24 protein-coding genes are annotated in these 24,930 nt (G+C 31.4%); 20 read left to right on the top strand and 4 right to left on the bottom strand.

What is annotated here, in order from left to right; translation table 11 throughout:
• Nucleotides 1-15: 15 nt before the first annotated feature.
• A complete protein-coding gene (locus EF514_RS05560) occupies nt 16-1,158 on the bottom strand; it encodes an acyl-CoA dehydrogenase family protein (protein WP_127724446.1) in 1,143 nt (380 codons plus the stop codon).
• A 458-nt stretch (nt 1,159-1,616) separates the two neighbouring features.
• Between EF514_RS05560 and EF514_RS05555 the strand changes: the two genes are divergently transcribed.
• The 5 genes from EF514_RS05555 to EF514_RS05535 all read left to right on the top strand — a co-directional run bounded on the left by EF514_RS05555 (nt 1,617) and on the right by EF514_RS05535 (nt 7,087).
• Nucleotides 1,617-2,393: an enoyl-CoA hydratase-related protein gene (locus EF514_RS05555; protein WP_127724445.1), complete on the top strand. Its 777-nt coding sequence runs from the start codon at nt 1,617-1,619 to the stop codon at nt 2,391-2,393.
• 33 nt (nt 2,394-2,426) lie between these two features.
• Nucleotides 2,427-3,980, top strand: coding sequence for an acyl CoA:acetate/3-ketoacid CoA transferase (locus EF514_RS05550; protein WP_127724444.1), 1,554 nt, complete (start codon nt 2,427-2,429; stop codon nt 3,978-3,980).
• Between the two features lie 16 nt (nt 3,981-3,996).
• Complete coding sequence (locus EF514_RS05545; protein WP_127724443.1) at nt 3,997-5,307, top strand: GntP family permease; 1,311 nt, start codon at nt 3,997-3,999, stop codon at nt 5,305-5,307.
• 101 nt (nt 5,308-5,408) lie between these two features.
• The gene (locus EF514_RS05540) at nt 5,409-6,137 is read left to right on the top strand and encodes an adenine nucleotide alpha hydrolase family protein (protein ID WP_164845550.1); all 729 of its coding nucleotides are present in this window, start codon (nt 5,409-5,411) and stop codon (nt 6,135-6,137) included.
• Nucleotides 6,134-7,087: an electron transfer flavoprotein subunit alpha/FixB family protein gene (locus tag EF514_RS05535; protein WP_127724441.1), complete on the top strand. Its 954-nt coding sequence runs from the start codon at nt 6,134-6,136 to the stop codon at nt 7,085-7,087. The genes EF514_RS05540 and EF514_RS05535 overlap by 4 nt, the downstream gene beginning before the upstream one ends.
• Nucleotides 7,088-7,336: 249 nt before the next feature.
• Here EF514_RS05535 and EF514_RS05530 read toward each other — a convergent pair whose 3' ends face one another.
• The 3 genes from EF514_RS05530 to galU all read right to left on the bottom strand — a co-directional run bounded on the left by EF514_RS05530 (nt 7,337) and on the right by galU (nt 9,228).
• Entirely contained in the window at nt 7,337-7,720 is a 384-nt protein-coding gene (locus tag EF514_RS05530; protein WP_205666376.1) for a MarR family winged helix-turn-helix transcriptional regulator, read from the bottom strand.
• A gap of 235 nt (nt 7,721-7,955) precedes the next feature.
• Nucleotides 7,956-8,378, bottom strand: a complete 423-nt coding sequence (locus EF514_RS05525) for a PPC domain-containing DNA-binding protein (RefSeq protein WP_127724439.1) — start codon at nt 8,376-8,378, stop codon at nt 7,956-7,958.
• A gap of 1 nt (nt 8,379) precedes the next feature.
• On the bottom strand, nt 8,380-9,228 hold the full coding sequence (galU, locus tag EF514_RS05520) for a UTP--glucose-1-phosphate uridylyltransferase GalU (RefSeq protein ID WP_127724438.1): 849 nt from the start codon (nt 9,226-9,228) through the stop codon (nt 8,380-8,382).
• Between the two features lie 103 nt (nt 9,229-9,331).
• Here galU and EF514_RS05515 point away from each other — a divergent pair, with 103 nt between their 5' ends.
• The 15 genes from EF514_RS05515 to EF514_RS05445 all read left to right on the top strand — a co-directional run bounded on the left by EF514_RS05515 (nt 9,332) and on the right by EF514_RS05445 (nt 24,712).
• Nucleotides 9,332-9,901: an HDIG domain-containing metalloprotein gene (locus EF514_RS05515; RefSeq protein WP_127724437.1), complete on the top strand. Its 570-nt coding sequence runs from the start codon at nt 9,332-9,334 to the stop codon at nt 9,899-9,901.
• A gap of 71 nt (nt 9,902-9,972) precedes the next feature.
• On the top strand, nt 9,973-10,644 hold the full coding sequence (locus tag EF514_RS05510) for a response regulator transcription factor (protein WP_127724436.1): 672 nt from the start codon (nt 9,973-9,975) through the stop codon (nt 10,642-10,644).
• Nucleotides 10,628-12,082: a sensor histidine kinase gene (locus EF514_RS05505; protein ID WP_338067653.1), complete on the top strand. Its 1,455-nt coding sequence runs from the start codon at nt 10,628-10,630 to the stop codon at nt 12,080-12,082. Before EF514_RS05510 ends, EF514_RS05505 begins: the two co-directional genes overlap by 17 nt.
• A gap of 148 nt (nt 12,083-12,230) precedes the next feature.
• Nucleotides 12,231-12,662 (top strand): division/cell wall cluster transcriptional repressor MraZ, encoded by a 432-nt coding sequence (gene mraZ / locus EF514_RS05500; RefSeq protein WP_127724500.1) that lies wholly within the window; start codon nt 12,231-12,233, stop codon nt 12,660-12,662.
• Nucleotides 12,663-13,598: a 16S rRNA (cytosine(1402)-N(4))-methyltransferase RsmH gene (gene rsmH, locus EF514_RS05495; RefSeq protein WP_127724435.1), complete on the top strand. Its 936-nt coding sequence runs from the start codon at nt 12,663-12,665 to the stop codon at nt 13,596-13,598.
• Between the two features lie 9 nt (nt 13,599-13,607).
• Entirely contained in the window at nt 13,608-14,021 is a 414-nt protein-coding gene (locus EF514_RS05490; protein WP_127724434.1) for an FtsB family cell division protein, read from the top strand.
• Between the two features lie 8 nt (nt 14,022-14,029).
• Entirely contained in the window at nt 14,030-16,375 is a 2,346-nt protein-coding gene (locus EF514_RS05485) for a penicillin-binding transpeptidase domain-containing protein (protein ID WP_127724433.1), read from the top strand.
• 12 nt (nt 16,376-16,387) lie between these two features.
• Nucleotides 16,388-17,341, top strand: coding sequence for a phospho-N-acetylmuramoyl-pentapeptide-transferase (gene mraY, locus EF514_RS05480; RefSeq protein ID WP_127724432.1), 954 nt, complete (start codon nt 16,388-16,390; stop codon nt 17,339-17,341).
• Between the two features lie 9 nt (nt 17,342-17,350).
• Nucleotides 17,351-18,667 carry a UDP-N-acetylmuramoyl-L-alanine--D-glutamate ligase gene (gene murD, locus EF514_RS05475; RefSeq protein ID WP_127724431.1) on the top strand — a complete coding sequence of 439 codons (1,317 nt, stop codon included), beginning with the start codon at nt 17,351-17,353 and terminating at the stop codon, nt 18,665-18,667.
• Nucleotides 18,668-18,669: 2 nt separating this feature from the next.
• Nucleotides 18,670-19,767 carry an FtsW/RodA/SpoVE family cell cycle protein gene (locus EF514_RS05470; RefSeq protein WP_240649012.1) on the top strand — a complete coding sequence of 366 codons (1,098 nt, stop codon included), beginning with the start codon at nt 18,670-18,672 and terminating at the stop codon, nt 19,765-19,767.
• Between the two features lie 2 nt (nt 19,768-19,769).
• The gene (gene murG, locus EF514_RS05465) at nt 19,770-20,864 is read left to right on the top strand and encodes an undecaprenyldiphospho-muramoylpentapeptide beta-N-acetylglucosaminyltransferase (RefSeq protein ID WP_127724429.1); all 1,095 of its coding nucleotides are present in this window, start codon (nt 19,770-19,772) and stop codon (nt 20,862-20,864) included.
• A 1-nt stretch (nt 20,865) separates the two neighbouring features.
• The gene (locus EF514_RS05460) at nt 20,866-21,696 is read left to right on the top strand and encodes a cell division protein FtsQ/DivIB (protein ID WP_127724428.1); all 831 of its coding nucleotides are present in this window, start codon (nt 20,866-20,868) and stop codon (nt 21,694-21,696) included.
• A 123-nt stretch (nt 21,697-21,819) separates the two neighbouring features.
• Nucleotides 21,820-22,902 carry a cell division protein FtsZ gene (gene ftsZ / locus EF514_RS05455; protein ID WP_127724427.1) on the top strand — a complete coding sequence of 361 codons (1,083 nt, stop codon included), beginning with the start codon at nt 21,820-21,822 and terminating at the stop codon, nt 22,900-22,902.
• A 48-nt stretch (nt 22,903-22,950) separates the two neighbouring features.
• Complete coding sequence (nrdR, locus tag EF514_RS05450) at nt 22,951-23,409, top strand: transcriptional regulator NrdR (RefSeq protein WP_127724426.1); 459 nt, start codon at nt 22,951-22,953, stop codon at nt 23,407-23,409.
• Between the two features lies 1 nt (nt 23,410).
• Complete coding sequence (locus EF514_RS05445; protein ID WP_127724425.1) at nt 23,411-24,712, top strand: replication-associated recombination protein A; 1,302 nt, start codon at nt 23,411-23,413, stop codon at nt 24,710-24,712.
• The last annotated feature ends 218 nt before the right edge of the window (nt 24,713-24,930 follow it).

Genomic DNA, 24,930 nt, shown 5'->3' with positions numbered 1-24,930 from the left:
TTATTTATAAATAATTTAGCTGAATAATGCGCCACTAACTATTAATTTCTGAATTTCATTAGTTCCTTCATAAATTTGAGTAATTTTAGCATCTCGCATCATTCGTTCAACATGATATTCTTTCATATAGCCATTTCCACCAAGCATTTGAACACATTCAGTCGTAACGTGCATAGCAGCATTTGTACACATATATTTTGCTTTAGCAGCAGAAAGGGAATATTTTCCATTATTATCTTTATCAGCACAAGCTTTGTAGAGCATAAATTTGGCAGCTTCAATTTCCATTGAAAGTTCAGCCATTTTAAATGCTAAATATTGATTTCTATAAAGAGGTTTCCCAAATTGTTCCCTTTCTTTTAAATAGCTAATAGCAATATCAAAAGCTCCTTCAGCAATACCAAGACCTTGGGCAGCAACTCCAATTCTGCCTCCATCAAGGGTCTTCATAGCCACCCCAAAACCTTTACCATCTAAAGCTATTTTGTTTTCTTCAGGAACTCTTACATCTTCCAATATAATTTCAGATACCTGAGCAGATTTGATACCCATTTTATTTTCAATTTTTCCAACTTTTAAACCAGGGGTTCCGGCTTTTACTATAAAACAAGAAAGGCCTTTTGCTCTTTTTTCGGGTTCAGTAAGTGCATATATGGCATAATATCCTGCAATAGGACCATTGGTATTAAAAATTTTCATTCCATTAAGAACGTATTCATTACCTTCTTTAGTTGCTGTAGTAATAATACCTGCAGCGTCAGATCCTGCATTAGGTTCAGTTAAGCCGAAAGCTCCATGTACTTTACCTGCTGCAACTTCAGGCAGAAATGATTTTTTTTGTTCCTCAGTTGCATTTGAGTTTAGAATGCTACCGCAATAAAGTGAAGTGGAAACAGAATAAGAAATCCCCATTGAAGCATCAACTTTAGAAATTTCTTCCACTGCCAGCGCATATTCTAAATATCCAAGTCCTTGTCCACCATATTCTTTAGAAATAGGAAGACCGATAAAACCAAGTTCACCCATTTTTTTATAAAGTTCAACGGAAAAAGTAGAGGACTCATCTCTTTCAATAACTCCCGGTTTCAATTCATTGTTTGCAAATTCTCTAACTGCCATTTGTATGGACTTTTGTTGTTCATTAAGTTCAAAATTCATAATTTCCTCCTTAAATTAAATAAAGTTTTTAGTTTCAAATGAACTATGTAAGATAATTCAAATCTAATGTAATTAATATAATAGAAATTGCATTAAATAAGTTACGCTAATAGTTAGCGTACTAACTATTAAAGCAAATATATCATTTGAAACTGTATATGTCAATATATAGATATAATATTTTTTAGTCTTTAATATTTATTGTTAAGGTATTGACAAACATAAAAGATAGTACGATAATGGAGTAAAGTAAAAAACACTTGATTTTATCTTTATAATTTCTGTGTAAAATATTTAATATGCACTTAAGTTAAAATTATGATTAGTATATTTAAAGGTGAAAAATAATATAATTCTAAGCAACAATTAGCTCGCTAAATACTAGTTATATGTATAATTGGAAATCAAATCATATTATATATAACTATATTTAAATATAAATATTTGGAGGTAAACTTATGAAAAACTTATTAATGGAAGTGGAAAATGAAATTGCTGTTGTTACTATTAATCGACCAAAATCGCTTAATGCATTAAACAGCGAGACACTAGCTGAAATCAATGAAGTTTTTAGTGAAATTGAAAAAAGGAAAGATATCAAAGTCGTAATATTGACAGGTAGTGGGGAGAAATCCTTTGTTGCAGGTGCAGATATATCTGAAATGGTAAATGCAAATGCGCAGGAAGGAAGAACAATGGGGATGTTAGCTTATGAAGCTTTTAGCAAAATAGAAAATATGCCGCAAGTTACTATAGCTGCTGTAAACGGTTTCGCACTTGGAGGTGGATGTGAGCTTTCAATGTCATGTGATATTAGAGTGGCTTCTGAAAATGCTAAATTTGGGCAACCTGAAGTAGGGTTGGGAATAATTCCCGGTTTTGGTGGAACACAAAGATTGGCAAGACTTGTGGGTAAGGGAAGAGCTAAAGAATTGATTTTTACTACTGACATGATTGATGCAAATGAAGCATATAGAATTGGACTGGCTAATAAAGTAGTAGAGCAAAAAGAATTAATTGATGAGTGTAAAAAAATGGCTTCAAAAATTATTTCAAAAGGCAGTTTTGCTGTAACTCTTGCAAAACAAGCGATAAATATAGGAACAGAGACAGACCTTGCAAGTGGACTTCAATTAGAAGCTAATCTATTCGGTCTTTCTTTTGCTACTGATGATAAAAAAGAAGGAATGACTGCATTTTTAGAAAAACGTGCAGCAAATTTAACAGATTTTTAAATAATATAAAAATAAATGTTATAGGAGGAAGATATGAGAAAAGTTCCCATTATAAGTGCTAAGGAAGCAGCAGATATGATTACTGATAATGCAACCATTACCAGTACCGGGTTTGTAGCAAGCTGTATGCCTGAAGCACTAACTGGTGCTATAGAAAAAAGATTCATAGAAACAAATAGTCCTAAGAATTTAACTGTATTTTATGCTGCCGCTCAAGGTAATCGAGATGGTTCTGGGGCAGATCATTTTGCACATGAAAATTTGGTTAAAAGAGTGATTGGAGGCCATTGGAATATGGTTCCAAAATTAGGGGAAATGGTTCTGGAAGAAAAAATTGAAGGATATAATTTCCCGCAAGGGACATTATCTCAGTTATTTAGAGATATTGCAGGAAAGAAATTAGGTACAATAACTCATGTGGGTTTAAATACCTTTGTAGATCCGAGAATAGAGGGTGGAAAGTTAAATAATATTAGCAAAGAAGACTTAGTAGAAATTATTGAGGTTCTTGGTGAGGAAAAATTAATTTATAAATCTATAAATTTAGATTTTGGATTATTAAGAGGTACTTTTGCAGATGAGAGTGGCAATGTAACGTTAGAACATGAAATTGCAACCACTGAATGCACATCAATGGCACAGGCGGTTAAAAATTGTGGCGGAAAAGTTATTGTACAAGTTGAAAAAGTCGTAGAATCAGGAACCTTAGATCCCAGACTTGTGAAGATTCCTGGAATTTATGTAGATGCAATAGTTGTGGTGGAAGATCCAAAAGATCATGAGCAATGCATTGGATTTGAGTATAATCCATCAATGTCTGGGGAAATTAGAGTACCAATACATAGTGATTCGAAAAAAGTTCTGGATGCAAAAAAGATAATTGCAAGAAGAGCGGCACTTGAATTAGAAGAAAATACAGTTGTAAATCTTGGAATAGGTGCACCGGAGTATGTTTCTGTAGTGGCAAATGAAGAGGGAATATCAGATTATATGACTCTCACTGTTGAAGCTGGTGCAGTTGGGGGAGTACCTCAAGGTGGTTCTCAATTTGGAGGAGCTGTAAATCCTGACTGTATTTTAGATCAGGCATATCAGTTTGATTTTTATGACGGTTCTGGAATAGATCTTGCTTTTTTGGGTCTTGCTCAGGCAGATAAAAGCGGAAATATTAATGTATCAAAATTTGGTCCGCGAATAGCTGGATGTGGCGGATTTATAAATATAACACAAAATGCTAAAAAAGTATTTTTCTGTGGAACTTTTACAGCAGGAGGTTTAATAACCGAGATAATAAATGGAAAATTAAATATTGTTCAGGAAGGAAAGTCTATTAAATTTATAGATGAAGTAGAACAAATTACTTTTAGTGGCGACTATGCAAAAAAAGTGAAACAACCAGTAATGTATATTACGGAAAGAGCAGTTTTTGAGCTAAAAGAAGATGGAATGCATTTGATGGAAGTTGCGCCCGGTATTGATATGAAGACGCAAATACTTGATTTAATGGAATTTACACCAATAATTGATAAACAGTTAAAATTAATGGATTCTAGAATTTTTAGAGAAGAAGAAATGAATATAAAATAATAGATAGGAGAACATCATGAATCTAGGTAATATTATATTAGTAGCGGCTATTTTACTTTTTGCGCTGCTTGCATTTAAACAAATTAGTGCTATAATTTTGGCTCCGGTTGTCTCTATTTTTGTAATTGTGTTTTCTGGGATGCCTATACTATCGAGCTTAAAAGAATATTTTATGCCCTCTGCGGCAAATTATGTTTCAAGTTATTTTTTAGTTTTTTTTGTAGGAGCTATTTTTGGAGCTATATACCAATTTACAGGTGCTGCTGAATCTATAGCAAGATTTATTGCTAAGATTAGTAAGGGAAAATTTGTTGCACCTATAATTATGACAATAACAGGTATTTTAACTTATGGTGGAATTAGCGGGTTTGTAGTATTCTTTGTTGTGTACCCAATTGCGTTACAGTTGTTTAAAGAGGCAAATATAACAAGAAGACTAATACCTGCGGCAATTTCTTCAGGATGTTGGACTTGGTCAATGAGTGGACCTGGTTCTCCTTCTATTCAAAATGTAATTGCTTCTGAAAATTTGGGAACTCCGGCAACGGCAGCTTTCCTTCCGTCGTTAATATCTTCAATAATTATGTATATTTTAATATTTGTATGGTTAGAGTATAGGGCTAAAAAATTTGCAAAAAGTGAGATATTTTTTGTGGATAATACGCTTAAATATCAACTTACTGAAAGTGAACTTTCATATGATGAAAATAAAAGTTTGCCTAATGAATTTTTAGCATTAATACCTATTATAACTATATTAGTTGCATTTAATATATTGAAGTTAGCTGTTGAGACTTCAGTTACTATAGGTATAGTTCTAAGTGTATTATTATTTTATAAGAAAATTGGAAATCCGGGAGAATGGGTTAATGTATTTAATAAAGGAGCTGCAGATTCAGGAACTGCAATTTTAAATACAGCTATTGTAGTTGGATTTGGAGGAATAGTTCAAGAAACACAGGCATTTTCTGATTTAGTAAATTCCTTGGTAAATATTAATATAAGTCCGTTAATCTTTGTAATGATTACAGTGGCAATATGTGCTGGTGCTTGTGGTTCTGCATCCGGAGGGCTTGGTGTTGCTTTTAATGCATTAAAAGATATTTATCTAAGTCTAGGAATTAATTTGGAGTATGTACATAGAATTTCGACAATTGCAGCAGGTACATTAGATACTTTACCTCATCAAGGAGCGCAGATTACTCTTTTGAATATATGTAAATTAACGCATAAAGAAGCTTATTATGACATAGCAATTACTCAAATAATAATTCCGTTTATTATTTGCTTTGTGTTTATCGGTTTAGTAAATATAGGAATAGTGTAAATTAGAAATCGTAGAAGATATTTATACCTTCTACGATTTTTTAGAAAGGAAACAAAATAATTATGAATGTGTTAATTATACTTAGTCCAATAAATAAAGATTTGTTAGAGGAAAATAATTCTTTAATTAAAGGTGATGAAAATATTATATCTGAAGCTTTGATAATTAAAGAAAAAGAAAAGTGTAATATTAGTTCCGTAATTCTATCAAAAAACAAAGCAAGGAGTGAAAAAAGTTTAAGAGATTCAATGGCAATGGGGGTTGATAGCGCATATATTATTGAGGGTGAAGAAATTGATTTAGAAGATCCGAGATTTTGTGCAGAAATTCTTAAGACATTCATTGAAAACTATTTTAGTAAGTTAGATATTATTTTAATAGGCAGTCTTTTTTATAATGAAGATTCAGTGTATGTGTCTACTTATATTTCAGAAAGTTTAAACATTAAAAGAATTTTGTATAGTAGTTTTTTTGATGTTAAAGGAAATATAATATATGCAAAAAGAGAAATTGGGAATGAAGAATATTCATATAGTGTAGATACTCCAATAATAATTCAATCTATTAATGAAAATACTTTTATAAAAAATTTAACTATTGCTGGAATAATTAATGCTTACAGTGAGAAAGAAATTTTTGAAATATCTTTAAGTGAATTAATTGAAGGGGAAAAGTGCTTAGAAAATAAAGTTGAGCTAAATGATGAATTTTATTTGGAGATAGAAAAGAATGGGGAATTAATTTGTTTAACCGGAGAAGATGATAATCAATCAGCTTCTAATTTAGTAGAAATTTTAAAAAAACTAGTGCCTGGAGAAATTGTGAGATGATATATGTTGTAGGAGATAGTAACGTAAATATTAACAAAATGTTGATTCTAAAAGCAAATGAGCTAGCTAAAGAATTAAGTATAAAAACAAAAATTCTCTTTATTGATGATGAAATTAAAAAACATCATAAAGGATATGACGTTGGCGAAATTATCTTATTGAAAAACAAATACTTTAGAAATTATGACTATTATAGATATTCAAAGGCACTTTTGAAGATATTTGAAGATGTAGATATAGTTTTATTTCCCTCAAATGAAAAGTATAAAGAAGTAGCATCAACAATAAGTTATAAATTAAATTTATCCTTATTAAGGGAAGCAGTGGATTTAAAAGTAGAAGATGGAGAAATTCTTGTAGGAAAATTTTCATCAAATGAAGAAAAGTATTTGGAGTATTCTTTCAAAGGACCCGGGCCATATTTAATAACTTTGAAAAATATATTTTCTGAACAAAAAAGTAGCGGCAAGGAAATTGACAAAGTAAAAGTTATAAAAATGGAAACGGAAAGTCCTGTATTATTCATAGAAAATATAGAGATAATAGAACAAAATGAATTTGACATTGAAAATACTGATATTGTATTTGCAGGTGGCAGAGGATTAACAGAAAGCTCGTTTAACAAACTAAGAGAAATTGCTACTTTTTTTAAAGGAGCAGTAGCCGGGTCAAGACCAATGATGGAAAAAGGTCTTATAAAACCATCTGAACAAGTTGGGCAGTCGGGAAAAATCATAAATCCAAAAATATATTTGGCCTTTGGAATTTCGGGAGCAATTCAACATATTACAGGTATGAGGGGATCTGATGTAATAATTGTTATAAATAACAATAAAGATTCCAATATTTTTAAATATGCGGATTATGCAATTGTATCAGATGCAAATTTGGTTATAGAAAAAATGTTATTAAAAATAAGACAAATAAAAGATCAAAAGATGGAGAATTAGAATAAGATTTAAATAAAGGTTTTATAAGCTAAGTTGTGTATATTATTAAATAAAGATGCAGATAATTTAAAACTTATTATATTTATATTGTTTTTAGCAACGTATTTTTTATTAAGTTGAATTTTTCTTTATTTTAATTTCATAGCTATATATTTCTCAATATAAAGAGCACCTTATAAAATATGAGGTGCCCTTTATGTGTTTTCACATATGAAGTTATTTCACTGGTTATTACAATAGAATTAATTGTTATAGTGTGCAAATTCTTCTCAAATATTTTTTCAAATCTCTTTCTTCCTCTTTTGTAAACATAGAGAGTATTTTTTCATTGACTTCCTCTGCTGCTATATTTATAGGTTCTTCCAAAGCCTTTGATTTATCTGTCAGTTTTATTTTTATAAATCTCCTGTCATTTACATCGATTTCTCTAATTATAAGATCTTTTTTCTCCATTCTTTCAAGAATTCCTGAAATAGTGGAGTTTTCAATATCTAAGAAATTCGCCACTTCATTTGGACTGTCAATGTCAAATTGCCATATACATTGTAGAACGCCATATTGAACCGGTGTAACATCAAATTCAGATAATCTTTCTTTAACAATATTAAAGACTTTATGTTGAGAAGTTGTCAATAAAAAGTTAATACATTCTGTTATATTGATAGGAAATCTCTCCTTTCTGAAATTATAATGTAAAATAGATATTTTATTACTAGTTAATGATTATTTCATATATTCTATCGTATAGTTTCCTAAATATTTATAGAATACTAAAATATTTTAAATATACTAAGTCGTTATAATAAAAGTTCATTAACATTATACCAAAAAAAATATTATTATCTACATTTTAATAATTTAGATATATTTAAAATTTCATTATATTTAATCCTATTTCTTCATCAAAATAACGTTTTACTTCACCTTCAATTATGTCAAAAAATATTTCACAGGCTCCGCTGATTATACACTTATTTAAATGACCTCCAAAGGTGTTTTGATTTTCGTCTGAAAATGTAATGTGCATATGTACGTAGTATTCTCCGTCTTTTGTGGTAATATTACCCATAAAGGCTGTAATTTCAAAATCTTCGCCAAAATAATCCGCAGTGTTGTATTCTTTAGTCTCAGTGTTAAAAAGTCCCACAGTTATGTTATTTGAAGCGCCGATTCCGCTTACATTTGCGAGTGTAATTTTATTTTCTTCAATAAATTTAAATATTGATTCAATAACTTCTTCACCCTTATCAACTCTAAGAACTGCCTTATCTTTAAATACTTTTCCTTCCATATTAAATCCTCCCTTTAATGTATTTAATTAATTCTTCGCTTAAATCCTCTCTATTTAAAGCAAAGTCAAAAGTGGCTTTTAAAAATCCGATTTTTGAACCAATATCATATCTTTGTCCTTGAATTTCCAAACCATATATTGATTCATAATTTAAAAGTTCAAGAAGTGCATCGGTAAGTTGGATTTCATTATTTTTACCTGGCTTAATATTTGGTAAAATCTCAAATATTTTAGGGCTAATTATATATCTGCCAATTATAGCTAAATTACTGGGTGCGGAATTTATATCCGGCTTTTCAACCATATTTAAAATTTGATTTTCTTTATTAAGCTCCACTATTCCATACTTGTCAACTTCCAACGGATCTACTTTAGAGAGTCCTATTATTGATGAATTCCGCTTTTCATATAATTTAATTAACTGAGATGTTGCATTTATATCATTGACAATTAATTCATCTCCCAAAAGCAAAGCAAAGGGCTCATTATTAACAAAACTTTTTGCGCAATATACAGCATGACCAAGACCTAGGGCTTCTTTTTGTCTAATAAAGTGTATTTTTGCCAAGCTTTCAATTTCTTTCAACTGTTCTACGAGATTATATTTTTTATCATTAATCAGCTTTTGTTCTAATTCAAAGTTACGATCAAAGTAATCTTCAATAGAAGTTTTATTTCTACTTAAAATTATTAAGATTTCTTCTATTCCACTTTCCACCACTTCTCTAACTATGTATTCAATAGTGGGGGTATCTATAATTGGCAACATTTCTTTGGGACAAGATTTAGTAAAGGGTAAAAATCTGGTTCCTAGTCCTGCAGCAGGTATTACTGCTTTTTTAATTTTCAAAGAATCACCTCATATATATTTTATAATAAAAGAATAATTTGTCACTGTATATTTAAAATATCTTAAATTTGGTGTATCATTATGAGAAAGAAGAGGTGGTATAATGTCAATTAATAGAGAAGAAGCTATGGAATTGTTTTTAAAATACAATGAAACTGATGCATTGATACAACATGGACTTCAAGTTGAGGCAGTAATGATGCATTTTGCACAGTATTTTGATGAAGATGTGGAAAAGTGGGGAGTAGTTGGACTGTGCCATGATTTGGACTATGAAAAGTATCCGGAAGAACACTGTAAAAAAACCAGGGAAATTCTTGAGGCAGAGGGATGGCCTGAGGAATATATCAGGGCTATAGTTTCTCACGGATGGGGTATTTGCAGTGAGGAAAAACCGGAGAGTTTAATGGAGAGGACTCTTTTTGCCATAGATGAACTTACAGGTATTATTAATGCGGCTTGTTTACTTAGACCAAGTAAATCTGTGCTGGACTTGAATTTAAAGTCCTTAAATAAGAAGTTTAAGGATAAGAAATTTGCAGCAGGTTGTAATAGAGATATAATTTTACAGGGAATAGAGATGTTGGAAATGGATAAAAATGTGGTTTTTGAAGAAACTATAAAAGGACTTCAAAAAAGAGCCGACATTTGTGGGCTAAAGGGTGAACTGTAGTTTTCGCCAAAATTTCACTTTTATCTCACAAAATAATTGTATCCTAGACACAGGATATGGAAGGTGATATTTTGTTTAAAATATTAGTAGTAGATGATGAAGCAAAAATTAGAGAGGTAATTAAAACCTATGCTGAATTTGAAGGGCACACTGTAGAAGAGGCTTCTGATGGTTTAGAGGCCATTGAAAAGTGTAAAGAACAGGATTTTGATGTAATAGTTATGGATATAATGATGCCCCGTCTTGATGGTTTTTCTTCTTATAAGGAAATAAGAAAAAATAAGGATATTCCCGTATTGATGTTGTCGGCAAGAGGCGAGGAATATGATAAATTATTCGGTTTTGAAATAGGTATAGATGATTATGTAGTAAAACCTTTTTCACCAAAGGAATTAATGGCAAGATTAAATGTAATAGTGAAAAGGCATCAAAAGACAGTTGAAAATGAAGTTTTAGAATTTGAAGGATTGAAAATAGATCTTGACGGTAAAGTGGTATATGTTGATGATGAAAAAGTGGATATGACTCCAAAGGAGTATGATTTACTTGTATTTTTGGCGACAAATGAAAATATAGCACTATCAAGAGATAAACTTTTAAGTAAGGTTTGGGGCTATGATTTTTACGGCGATGATAGAACGGTAGATACCCATATTAAAATGTTAAGAAATTCAATTAAGGACTATAGAAAATTTATAGTTACTGTAAGAGGAACGGGTTATAAATTTGACACAAGAGAATAAAACTATAAAACTTGATAAAAATAGTATAATGTTTGCCTTTTGGAAGTACTTTTCAGGGTTCGCCGCGGCTATTTTAATTTCTCTCTGGTTGTTTCAAATTGTATTTTTAAATATGTTTTATGAATCTATGAAAGAGGGAGAAGTTACTAAAATCGGAAATTATCTCTTAAGTGAAGCGGATAGTAAAGATTTTGAAAAAAAGCTGTCTGAATACTTTCAAGTTGAAGGTACTAAAGTTCAGGTTATTGATGAAGAAGGTCATTTAATTTATCCGCTTTCATGGATTGAGATGATGATGCATCCTAAAATCCTAAAGGAAAAAGAGTTTAATGAGTACTTTGACGGTGTAAAGGATGGGGAAAAGCCCTATAGAGTTTTTACAACACAGTTAAAAAATGAGGAAAATCCAACTATTATTTATGCAGGCTACTTAGGTAAGACTCAAGGCGTGGATAGATATTTAATGATTCAAACAGATCTTGAACCTGTAGATTCAGCTGTAGGTATACTACAGAAATTATTGATGATTGTTTCAATAATGTCCTTAATTTTAGCTTTAATACTTTCTTATTTTATTTCTAAAAAATTATCCGGTCCCTTAGTTAGAATGTCAAAAACGGCAAAAATATTGGGAAGCGGAAATTTTGAAGTGCATTTTAGTGAAGATGATTATTCTGAAATAAATGATTTATCAAATACTTTAAATTATGCAACTAGCGAATTGGAAAAGACAATGGAGATGCGAAAGGATTTGATCTCCAATGTAAGTCATGATTTGAAGACTCCGCTTACTGTAATTAAATCCTATGGAGAGATGATAAGAGATATTTCAGGGAACAATGAGGAAATGAGAAATCGCCACATTGATACTATTATAAAGGAAGCAGATCATCTGACTATGTTAGTAAATGATTTATTGGATTTATCGAAAATTGAATCTGATTTAGTAGAGGTTAATTATCAGTGGGAAGATTTAAGTCAAATAACCTCAAAGGTAATGGATAGGTTTAAAATTTTCTTTGAACAAAATGACTATAATTTTAATTATATAGTTGAAGGGAACTGTGTTATATATTGTGATAGTAAGCGAATTGAGCAAGTGATTTACAATTTAGTAAACAATGCAATTAACTATTCAAAGGATGAAAAAGAACTAACTATTAAAATAGTTGAAAAAGATGGTAAAGTTGAATTTCATTGTATTGATAAAGGTGTCGGAATAAAAAAAGAGCATTTAAAAGACATATGGGATAAGTTTTACAGAGAAAGAGATAATCACATTCGACCTGAAGTGGGAACGGGGCTTGGGTTATATATAGTAAAAAGTATTTTGGAAATGCACGGTTTTGACTACGGCGTAAATTCTGAATTAGGTAAAGGCTCGGATTTCTACTTTATTGCAGATGCATATAAAAATGATAATGAAAAATTGGATTAGAATGTCCAATTTTTTTATTTTGTCTTTAAAAGGACTATAGTCCTTATTTTTTGAAAATTTAATTTGGTGTGGAATAAGGCTCATTAATGAGGTAGAATATATACAAAGTGGTAGATAGTGGTTGAATGTGGTAAATAATGGTGACAAAATGCTAATAGGTGAATACAGGCACTCTCTCGATTCTAAGGGAAGAATGATAATTCCGGCAAAATTTAGAGATGAATTGGGAGAAGAATTTGTAATGACAAAGGGATTGGATAATTGTCTCTTTGTATATCCAAAAGATGAATGGATAAAAATTGAAAATAAATTAAAAAATTTACCTATGACTAATAAGGCAGTAAGATCCTTTGTTAGGACTTTTTTTTCTGGAGCCGTTGATCAATCTCTTGATAAACAGGGAAGGGTTTTAATACCACAAAACCTTAGGGAACATTCACAAATTAATAAAGAAGCAGTAGTAATTGGAGTAAGTACAAGAGTTGAAATTTGGAGCACTGAAAATTGGGACAGCTATAATGACGATGAGGGATTAAGCTACGAAGAAATGGCTGAAAAGATGACTGAGTTGGGGATATAAATGAAGTTTAATCACAAACCTGTATTATTTGATGATACTATAGAATTATTAAATATTAAAAAAGATGGAATTTATCTTGATGGAACCCTTGGTGGGGCAGGACATTCATCGGAGATATTAAGGAGATTAAATGGAAGTGGTCTACTAGTGGGAATAGACCAAGATTCAAGTGCGCTAAAAAAAGCTGAAGAAGTACTTAGTGAAATTAATAGTAATTACAAGTTATTTAAAAGCAATTATAAGGACTTTGATAGTATTTTAGATTCTTTAAATATAGATAAAGTAGATGGTTTTCTATTGGACTTAGGTGTGAGCTCTTATCAGTTTGATGAAGGCGAGAGAGGATTTTCCTATAATTATGATGCAAAACTTGATATGAGAATGGATATGTCGGCTACCTTTAGTGCTTGGGATATAGTTAACGGATATTCCAAAGAAGAATTGACAAAGATATTAAGGGATTATTCAGAGGAAAAGTGGGCTGCTAGAATAGCTGACTTAATAGTTAAGCGTAGAAATGAGAAGCCTATTAATACGACCTTTGAGTTAGTTGATATAATTAAACAAGCCATACCCGCACCTGCTAGGAGAAAGAAGGGTCATCCTGCAAAAAAAACTTTTCAGGCGTTGAGAATTGAAACCAACAATGAACTTGATATTTTGAGAATGACCATTGGAAGAATGATAGATAGATTAAAACCCGGCGGAAGAATGGCGGTAATATCTTTTCATTCCCTAGAGGATAGAATAGTTAAGGATACTTTTAAATACTATTATTTAGATTGTATTTGCCCTAAAGAAACACCTGTATGTGTTTGCGGTAAAAAGAGAGAAGTTGAAATTATTACGAGAAAACCAATTATAGCTTCTGAGCAAGAACTAAAAGATAACAATAGAGCACATAGTGCAAAGTTAAGAGTAGTTGAAAAGTTGTAGGGGTGTCATATGTATTTAAATAAAAAACAGGCATCAAGTGTTAAGGTGCAGAAGAAAAAGAAAAAAGCTTATAAAAATTCTAAAAAAAACTTGTATATAACACTTCTAATTGTTATGATAATCTTATTTGGGGTTACATTTACATATGCTCAACTTGCTAATTTGGATAAACAAATTATTGCTCAGCAAAAGGAAATTGAGGATTTAGAGAAGACAAAATCTTCTTTAGTTGGTGAGATTAAAGGGATAAAAAGTTCATCACAGATTCAGGAAGAAGCTATGTATAAACTTGGAATGGTATTTCCAAAAGAGGAACAAATTGTCTATGTAGACATTAGTAAAGATGAAGAACAAAAAGATGTTAATAACAACGTTTTTTTGAGCCCTATTATATCAGTATTAAAATCTTTTACTAAAGATTAGAGGGAATTATGAATAAAAGGAATTTTATTGAAAAGCCAAAAAGAAAAAATAGTGTTAAAAAAAAGAACTTTTTAAACATAGCAAATAGTAAAGTTTTTATCATATTTTTCCTTCTGGCTTTTTTATTTGCACTTATAATTATAAAGTTATTTATGATTAATTTTGTTGAAGGTGAGGAATTAACGCGTCAAGCTTTAAATCAACTTTCAAAAAGTGAAACAGTTAAAGCCGATAGAGGAATAATTTACGATAGAAATAAAAAAGAATTGGCAATAAATGTCACTAAATCGAATTTGTACTATGATATGACCTATGATAAAAACAAGTATGACAATAATAAAAATAAGTTTAATGAAGAGGTTGAAAGTGACGCAAAGGTTATAGCTTCAGTGTTGGAAAAGGACGTAGAAGATGTTTTGAAGTACATGGTGGGAAACAAGACTGTGAAAATTGCTTCAAATGTAACTCGTGAAAAGGGTAATGAGCTTAGAAGTCTGGGAATGAATCGACTATCTGTGGAAGATGTTACAAAAAGACTTTACCCCTATGACTCCTTGGCTTGTCATGTAATAGGTTTTACAAATGATGAGGGGACAGGACAATATGGGATTGAATCTAAGTATGATGAAGAACTTTCAGGGATACCGGGGAAAAACATATCTTTAAAGAGCAATGCGCAAAATCAAATACCTTTAACTGATGAGGAAAGTTATGCGCCTAAGGAAGGGGTTTATCCTGTTTTAACCCTTGATGAAAATATACAGCAATTTGCTGAGGATGCTGCGCTTAAATCCAGATTGGAGCATAATGCGGAAATGGTTTCGGTAATAGTTCAGGATACTCAAACGGGAGAAATTTTGGCTATGGCTAATAATGAAGGTTATGACTTAAACAATCCAAAGGACCCTGTGGGAGAGGAAAATATTCAAAATTGGGACAATTATTCTGAAGAGGAAAAACTTGAGCATTGGTATAAAAACTGGAGTAATTTCTGTGTGAATTCTCAATATGAACCGGGATCCACCTTTAAGTTAATTACTGCAGCAGCAGCTCTTGAAGAGGCAAAAACCGATTTGGAAAAAACCTATCTTTGTAATGGAGTGTATACGGAGATTCCTTCCGCCCCAATAACCTGTACTTCAGACAACAGGGGACAGAGATCTTTAGAACAGGCTATGGCAGAAAGTTGTAATATTAGCTTTGTTAGAATAGGTAACGATTTGGGCGCTGAAAATATGTTAAAATATATTAAGGCCTTTGGTTTTGGGGAGAGAACGGGTATAGATCTTCCGGCTGAAGCCAAGGGAGAAATCCCTAAGGATGTAAAGGATATAACACCTGTTAAGCTTTCAAGGCTAAGCTACGGACACGCTATTGCTGTTACACCAATCCAATTGATTAATTCCGTTTCTGCAATAGTAAATGGCGGATATTTAAATACACCGAGAATGGTAGATAGAATTGAAGATAGCAATGGAAATGTAATTGAAGAATTTGAAACTGAAAGAAAGAGAAGGGTTATTTCAGAAGAAAACTCCGAAATAATGAAAGACTTAATGAGAAAAGTTGTGGAAGAGGGAACCGGTAGACGTGCAAAAGTTGAGGGATACCAAGTTGGAGGTAAGACGGGAACAGCAAATGCAGTTTTGGAAACCGGCGGATATGATCCAAATAACTATATCTCATCCTTTGTGGGCGTAGCACCTATGAATGATCCTAAAGTTACTGTATTGGTAATTGTACAAAAACCAAAAGGAGAATTTTTCGGTTCCACTGTAGCAGTACCTGCGGCTCAATCTGTTTTAAAAAATACTTTAGAATATTTAAATATACCTAAGACTGAAGAAGTAAAGGTTGAGGATGAAGAATTAATAGAAGTTCCCAATGTAAGTAATTTATTGCTACCTGAAGCTGGGAAAACATTAGTTGATTTGGGCTTGCAATTTAATGTAAAATCTAAAAATATAACAGATAATGCTGTAGTAATAGGTCAGAAACCTGCAGCGGGAAATTATGTAAAAAAAGAATCCATAGTGGATTTAGAAATAAGTAACAATGAAAGTAAGACGAAAGTTATGCCTAGTTTATATGGAGTAAGCGAAAAGGATTTACAGCCTATTTTGGAAAATTTAGGTATTGACTACACCATTAAAGGTGGAGGACATGTGGTTTCGCAATCTATATATCCGGGAGAAAAAATAGATAATGACAGTTTTTTAACCTTGGAAATGTCTGTGGATGAAAGTGATATAAAGAAAGAATCTAAAGAAGATTCAAAGGGAAATGACATTAAAAACAGTAAGAGTTCCAAGGCAGCAAAAAATAAAGACAGTAATAAAAAGACTGAAAATTAGAAGGGAATAAATATGCAGAACAACTATATATACGCTTTAGTGGCTTTTTTGGTATCAATGGTTATTGGACACTTTATGATTCCTATATTGAAGAAACTAAAGGCGGGACAAAGTATAAGAGAGGATGGTCCTCAAAGTCATCTTAGTAAAGGTGGAACTCCTACCATGGGAGGTTTAATATTCATATTTACCCTTTTAATAGGAATAGCAATATCCAGAAATATAAATATGGAAACGGCAATGTTATTGTTCTCTACTTTAGCCTTCGGATTAGTAGGCTTTTTAGATGACTATATAAAAGTTATAAAGAAGAGAAATCTAGGACTTACAGCAAAGCAAAAATTATTTTTTCAAATTTTAACTGCCTTGATTATACTGGTCTACCAATATAATGGAGAAGGATTAAGTACAGATGTAATAATTCCAATTTTAAATAAATCTGTTAACTTGGGTTTACTCTATATTCCTTTTACAGTATTTGTAGTTGTGGGGACGGTAAACTCCGTAAATTTAACTGATGGTCTTGATGGTCTATCAAGTGGAGTAACAATAATCTGCTTGGCTTTTTTCTCAATAGTGGCTCATAAAATGGGAAGGAGTAACATTGAATTGTTTTCCATAATATTATTAGGAGCACTTGTAGGATTTTTATACTATAATAAATTTCCTGCTAAAATATTTATGGGGGATACCGGTTCTTTAGCGTTAGGCGGAGCAATTAGTGCCATAGCGGTTTTGTTAAATTTACCCTTAATTCTTCCCATTGCCGGAGGAATATACTTTATTGAAACTTTATCGGTAATAATTCAAGTTGTTTCTTTTAAAACCACAGGTAAACGAGTATTTTTAATGTCACCCCTTCACCATCACTATGAGCAAAAGGGTTGGAAAGAAACTAAAGTGGTATTGGTTTTTTGTATAGTTGAAGTTATCTTGTGTATAGTAGCCTACTATATGCTATTTTAGGGGAATATTATGTTTGAAAATAAAAATATTTTGATTTTTGGATTTGGACTTACCGGTAAATCAGCCTTAAAAGCTATGAGTAAATTTACTGGAAGCCTCTATGTTTATGATAAAAATGAAGAAAATTTAAAAGATGATTTAAATATTAGATTTAATATATTTAAAGAAGAAGATTTTGATTTAATAGATTTAATAATAAAAAGTCCCGGTATTTCGCCTGACAATGAACTGTTAATTAGGGCTAGAGATAAAGGAATTAAAATTCTTTCAGATATTGAAGTAGCATATAAAATAACAAAATGTAAAAATTTAATTGCAATTACAGGTACTAACGGTAAAACCACAACGACAACTATAGTTTCTGAAATTTTAAGTAGAGAAAGGACTACTTATACAGTAGGAAATATAGGAAAGGGTATTTTAGATGTTGCTTTAGATGCGAGAGAAGATGATTTTATTGTAATAGAATCAAGCTCCTTTCAATTGGAAAATACAGAGGACTTTAAACCTAAAGTATCAGCTATTACTAATATAACTGTAGATCATTTAGATTGGCATAAGTCTATGGAGAATTATAAAAATGCAAAGTTTAAAATATTTAAAAATCAAGATGAAAATGACTTTACTATTTTAAACTATAGAGATAATACTTTAAATGCTTTAAAGTTTAATAGGAATATATTTTATTTTGCTTTAAAAGATGAAAATAAACTGGGATGTTATGTAAAAAATGATAAAGTCTATTTTAGGAATAATGACTTAAGAGAAGAGGAAATACTATCTGTAAAAGATATAAAAATTCCGGGAACTCACAATTTAGAAAATATACTTACTGCCGTTACCATTTCAAAGTGTTTAAATATTTCAAACAAAATAATTAAAGATACTATTTCCAATTTCTCAGGCGTTGAACATAGAATGGAATTTGTAAAAAATTTAGATGGTGTAATCTATTATAATGATTCAAAGGGGACAAATCCTGACTCCACTATTATGGCAATAAATTCCATAGATGAGAATATTATTTTAATTGCAGGCGGTTATGATAAAAAAGCTGATTATAGTGAAATGCTGAAAATTGGCAGAAAAAAAATTAAAGCTTTAATATTAATGGGTCAAACATCTGATACTATAGAAAGTGTAGCTGGACCTATGGGATATAATATATATAAAGTAAATGATTTGAAAGAGGCTGTTTTAACTGCAAAGGATTTAAGCAAGGACGGAGATACGGTATTACTTTCTCCTGCCTGTGCTTCTTGGGGGATGTATTCATCCTACGAGGAAAGAGGAAGACATTTTAAAAATTTAGTAAGCGGGTTATAATGATGAAAAATTATAAACAAAAAATTAAAGAAGTTGATTTAACTTTACTGGTTGTTTTAATACTTCTTTTGGGATTTGGTCTAATTGCTGTTACAAGTGCTTCTTATCCTGAGGGAATAAAATCTTATAATAATGGTTTTTACTTTGTAAAAAGACAGATTGCATTTATGGTCCTTGGTTTTGTGGCAATGCTTATAGTGTATATAATGCCACGAAAAATGTTGCAAAAATTGACGACTTTTGCATTTGTAGTTTCTCTATGTCTAGTGGCTTTATTATGGAGTCCTTTGGCAAAAGTAATAAACGGTCAGGCAAGATGGATAATAATCCCCATAATCAATATACGGGTACAGCCTTCTGACTTTGTAAAGGTAACTTCCGTTCTTTATTTGGCAAATTATTTAGAGGCAAATCGTAAAAATATAGGCAAGGGTTCAATTTTTATTATGATTTTAGTCATTTTAGTAGTATCAGTGGTGCCAATAATGACTAAAGACTTTTCTACGGCAGTTGTAATAGGAGCATCTTTATTTTTTATGTTCTTAGTTGCCGGAATGAAACCGCATCAATTTGTATCTATGGCAGGTCTTGGGGCAGGCTTAATAGCTTTAATGTTAACACAGGATAAGTATAAATATAGAATAAGTAGGATACTTGGTTTTGCTGGTGATACCAGCATCGACACTTACCAAATAGACCAAGCTCAATATGCAATTGCAATGGGCAGAATAAAGGGAGTTGGATTATTTCAATCAAGACAAAAATACGGGAATGTGCCCTTTGCTTACAATGATTTTATCTTCCCCATAATTTGTGAGGAATTTGGACTTATTGGTGGTATATTTTTAATAGTCTTATTTATACTTTTAATATATAGGGGCTATACTATAGCTTATAGAGCAAAAAATTATTTTGATAAGTTTGTGGCTGTTGGGCTTACTACATATTTGGGAGTTCAAGCCATTTTCAACTTGGGAGTAAGTACTAAACTATTGCCGGTTACCGGAATAACACTTCCCTTTATTTCCTATGGAGGTACGGCGCTATTAGTGGCAATGGTTTCAGTGGGTATTTTACTTCGAATTTCTAAGGACGTGTGACAATGAAATATATTTTATCTGGCGGGGGAACTGGAGGACATATTTATCCGGCACTTGCCATTGCAAAGGAAATAAAAAACAGGGACAGTAATAATGAAATATTATATATTGGAAAGAAGAACAGCCTTGAGGAAGAACTTGTAACAAAGGAAGGTTATGATTTTAAACCTATTCATATAGAGGGATTACCAAGAAAAAAAATTAGTTTTAAGACGATTAAAACTATGTGGACACTTTTAAGGGGAATTGGAGAGAGCAGCTCCATAATAAAAGATTTTGATCCTGACGTTGTAATAGGAACGGGAGGTTATGTCTGTGGTCCGGTTTTATTTGTAGCTCAAAAGAAAAAAATAAAAACCGTAGTTCAAGAGCAAAATGCTTTTCCCGGTAAAACCAATAAGATACTGTCTAAGAAAGCTGATTTAGTTGCCTTGAATTTTAAGGAGGCTGAAAAATACTTAGATAGTGAAAATATGATTATTACGGGAAATCCCATTAGAGATGATTTTAACTATCTAGATAGAGAAAAATCAGCACAAAAACTAGGTAGTGACTTAAAAGGAAAGACTGTACTTTCCTTTGGAGGAAGTGGAGGTCAGGAGTCCACTAATGATGCAGTAATAGGTATGATAAAAGCAAAGCTGGATTTTAACTTTAATTTTATTCATATTACAGGAAAAGAGCACTACGATTATTTTATGGATAGTATTAAGGGTATTGAACTGCCGGAAAATATTAAAATTGTAGATTATTCCTATGAAATTCCTGACATTTTAACAATTAGCGATTTAGTAATAGCAAGTTCAAGTGCAATGACTTTAGCCGAGATTTCTGCAGTGGGAGTTGCAAGTATACTAATACCTAAATCATATACTGCGGGAAACCATCAATACTTTAATGCTAAAAGCTATGAAGAGAAGGGCGCAAGTAGAATAATTTTAGAAAAAGATTTAACATCTGAGGAATTATATGGTAACATAATAGAAATACTTAATAATGATGAAGAAAGGTTAAGTATGGCTAAAGCTTCTAAAGAATTAGGGAATATAGATGCAGTAAAAATATTAGTAGATGAAATAGAAGGTTTGATTCAGTAAGATGAACAGTTCGCAAATTAGAAGAATGAAATATGCAAAAAAGAAAAAACGAAACAGATTTATAAAAAAAATTATTCTTTTTATTGTCCTTGCGATAATAACTTTATTTGCGTTACTTAAATTTGGTGTTTTTAACGTAAGAACTATTTCCGTTACAGGAACTAAAATTGCTTCGCAGGAAGAAATTAAAAAGAAATCGGGAATTAAAGTTGGAGATAATTATTTTTTCCTTACAAAAAAGAAAAGAATAAATGATATAAAGACGATTCCAATTGTTAAGACAGCTTCCATTTCTTTTTCCTTTGGTGGCTATATTGATATTGATGTAGTTGAAAGGACGCCTGTGGCTCAAATAGTAGATTATACTGACTACTATATATTAGACGATGAACTAAAGATAATTGAGGTTAGAAATAACCCTATGCAAAATTTAGTTGAAATTGTGGGAGTTCCTTCTGAAAAGCTTAAACTTGGAAGTTTTTTAACTTTTGAAGATTCAGAAAAAAATAAATTTTTAGAAGATTTATTTAAAAGGAATTCTGTTTTTTCCTTACTTAAGTCAGTTGAATTAGATGATATTGGAATTTATTTTGTTACGAAGGACAACACCGATGTTGATTTTGGAAGCTATAAAAACATTGATTATAAATTTGATATGTTGGAAAAAATTCTTGCAGATGTAAAAAAAGAAAATAAAAAAGTAAATGAAATATATATGGAGAAAGATGGAAATCCAATGGCTGTTACTGAAAGTGAGAGCTCGGATGATGAAACTGAGGATTTTAACTCAAATTATAATTTAAATACTTCAACAAATTTGGAAAATGATTGATAATTTAGTTTTTATCTAGGTTAAAGAGTTATTATATATTGACTATTTCAAAATTTATTTATAAAATAGAGTATATAGCATTTTATGATAACGAAAATGATTATGGATATGAGGAGGATGCTTATGTTGGATTTTGATATGGATCACGACGAATTTGCAAAGATAAAAGTTGTAGGCGTTGGTGGCGGAGGAAACAACGCCGTTAATAGAATGATAAATGCAGGCGTTAAAGGTGTTGAGTTTATAGTATTTAATACTGATATGCAAGCACTAAAAACTTCTCTGGCTGAAAATAGAATTCAGCTTGGGGAAAAAATAACTAAAGGATTAGGTGCCGGTGCAAACCCTGAAGTGGGACAACAAGCCGCTGAAGAAAGTCGTGATGAAATTAGAAATATTCTCGATGGGGCAGATATGGTATTTATTACTGCTGGTATGGGAGGAGGAACCGGTACAGGTGCAGCTCCTGTTATAGCAGAAATAGCAAGGGAACTTGGAATACTTACTGTTGGCGTTGTTACAAAACCTTTTGCCTTTGAAGGATTAAAAAGAGCAAAATCAGCAGAGCGAGGAATAAATTCATTAAAAGATAAAGTAGATACTTTAGTAATAATTCCAAATGATAGACTCCTTTCCATTTCAGATAAAAAGACTAGCTTCTCTAAAGCTTTTGAAATGGCGGATGATGTATTGAAACAAGGTATACAAGGTATTTCAGATTTAATTTCTGTACCTAGTTTAATTAACCTTGATTTTGCCGATGTTAAAACTATTATGGCAGATAAGGGAATAGCTCACATGGGTATTGGAATGGCTTCAGGTGATGAAAGAGCTACAGATGCTGCTAAATTGGCTATTAATTCTCCTCTTTTAGAAACTTCCATAGAAGGTGCTAAATCCGTTCTTTTAAATATAACTGCCGGTAATGACTTAGGAATTTTTGAAGTTAATGAAGCCGCTGATTTAATTCGCGACTGGGTAGATGAAGATGCAAATATTATATTTGGAGCAGGTATAGATGAGTCGTTAAAAGACCAAGTTAAGATAACGGTTATTGCAACTGAATTTGATCAATATAAAGAAGAAGAGAAAAAAGAGACTCCTGAAAAGTTTCAGAAGCCTAGCGCTAAGTCAGAACCTGAAACTACAGATAATGAAGAATTAAAAATACCTTCTTTCTTACGAACAAATAGAAATCAATTTTAATAAAAAAACCTCATCAAAAGATGAGGTTTTTATAATAGAGGTGAGATTATGAAATGTCCTTATTGTGGTTATACAGACTCAAAGGTTGTTGACTCAAGGCCTACTGATGAAGGTTCAACAATTAGAAGACGACGTGAATGTATAGATTGTAAGGGTAGATTTACAACTTATGAAAGAATAGAAGAAACTCCCATTATGGTAATAAAAAAAGATGGGAATAGGCAGAGTTTTGATAGGAATAAAGTTTTAAATGGAATAATAAAATCTTGTGAAAAGAGACCTGTTTCCATAGATGATATTGAAGCTGCAGTAGACAGAATTGAAAAGACTATTCAAAACTCCATGAAAAAAGAAATCACTTCCACTGAAATCGGTGAAATGGTTATGAGAGAACTAAAGGATTTAGATGAAGTATCCTATGTGAGATTTGCATCCGTATATAGACAGTTTAAGGATATAAAAAGTTTCTTTAATGAACTGGAAGATATTATGAAAGCGAAGAATTAAAATGGATCTATTTACAATGAATATGGAAAACAATCTTAAAAGTACTGCACCTTTAGCTAATAGACTTAGACCAAAGAGTTTGGAGGACTTCGTAGGCCAAAGTCACTTGGTGGGAGAGGGGAAGTATTTAAAAAGAGTGATAAAATCCGATAGAGTTTCCTCCATGATTTTTTATGGACCACCCGGTGTAGGAAAAACTACTTTGGCGGAAATTATTGCAAATGCAACTAAAAAGGAATTTATACAGATTTCCGCAGTTACATCTAATTTAAAGGAATTAAGAGAAGTATTGGCAGAAGCGGAAAATAATTTAAAGTATGACAATAGAAACTCTATTTTATTTATAGATGAAATTCACAGGTTTAATAAGACACAGCAGGATGCTCTGCTTCCTTTTGTAGAAAAAGGCATAGTTATTTTAATAGGTGCCACTACGGAAAATCCTTATTTTGAAATCAATAAAGCTCTCCTTTCAAGAATGCAAATATTGACCTTAGAAAGTCTTGAAGAAGAAGATTTGAGGAAGTTAATTAAAAGAGCTATGGAAGATGAAAGAGGATTTGGAAATTTAAAAGTAAATATTAGTGAGGGTGCTGTTAACTATTTAGTAAAAAATTCTTCGGGAGATGGAAGGAATTTGTTGAATTCTTTGGAAATAGCCGTACTTTCCACTGATGCAGTAGAAGGTGTTATTAATATAGATGAAGACGTTATTAGAGATTGTCTTCAAGTGAAAAATATGTTTTATGACAGAGATGGTAATGAACACTATGATACTGCATCTGCCTTTATAAAATCCATTAGAGGTTCAGACCCTGATGCTGCTTTATTTTATTTGGCAAAGATGCTTGAATCTGGAGAGGACCCTAAATTTATAGCAAGAAGAATGATAATTTCAGCTTCAGAAGATATTTCCAACGCTGATCCAATGGCATTGACAGTTGCAGTAGCGGCTTTTAATGCTTTGGAAGTTGTAGGGCTTCCGGAGGCGAGATTAAATTTGGCACAGGCTGCTACCTATTTAGCTTGTGCGCCAAAATCGAATGCTTCCTATATTGGGATTAATTGTGCTATTGACGATATTAAGAAAGGCATAAAATCTACTGTACCAATGTATTTAAGAGATACTCATAGCCCTGATATAGATAATAAGCAAGGGTATAAATATCCTCATAATTATGAAAATAATTATGTAAAACAGCAGTATCTTCCAGATGAATATAAGGATAGAAAATATTATAACCCTAGTAATAATGGTTATGAAAAGAAAATAAAGTCATATCTTGAGAAATTAAAAGGTTAGTTTAAATAATAAAATGCCGGGTATGATTAATTCTTAAGAAGAGTGATATTAAATTATTGCTCTTCTTAATCTATCTAAAACGTATTAAAAATAATTGAAATTGTCTAAAATAGTGAGTTTTTCTGGATATTTTTTTGAAAAATCATTGAATTTAATATATAATGTTTTCTATGTATAAAAGCGAATTAATTAAATTAAATTTATATATTTAGGAGGAA

Origin of the sequence: Anaerosphaera multitolerans (assembly GCF_004006535.1) — a bacterium.
GTDB classification, from domain to species: Bacteria; Bacillota; Clostridia; order Tissierellales; family Peptoniphilaceae; genus Anaerosphaera; species Anaerosphaera multitolerans.
Note: the sequence above shows the minus strand (reverse complement) of the source record. Positions and strands in the feature narration are given on the sequence as shown.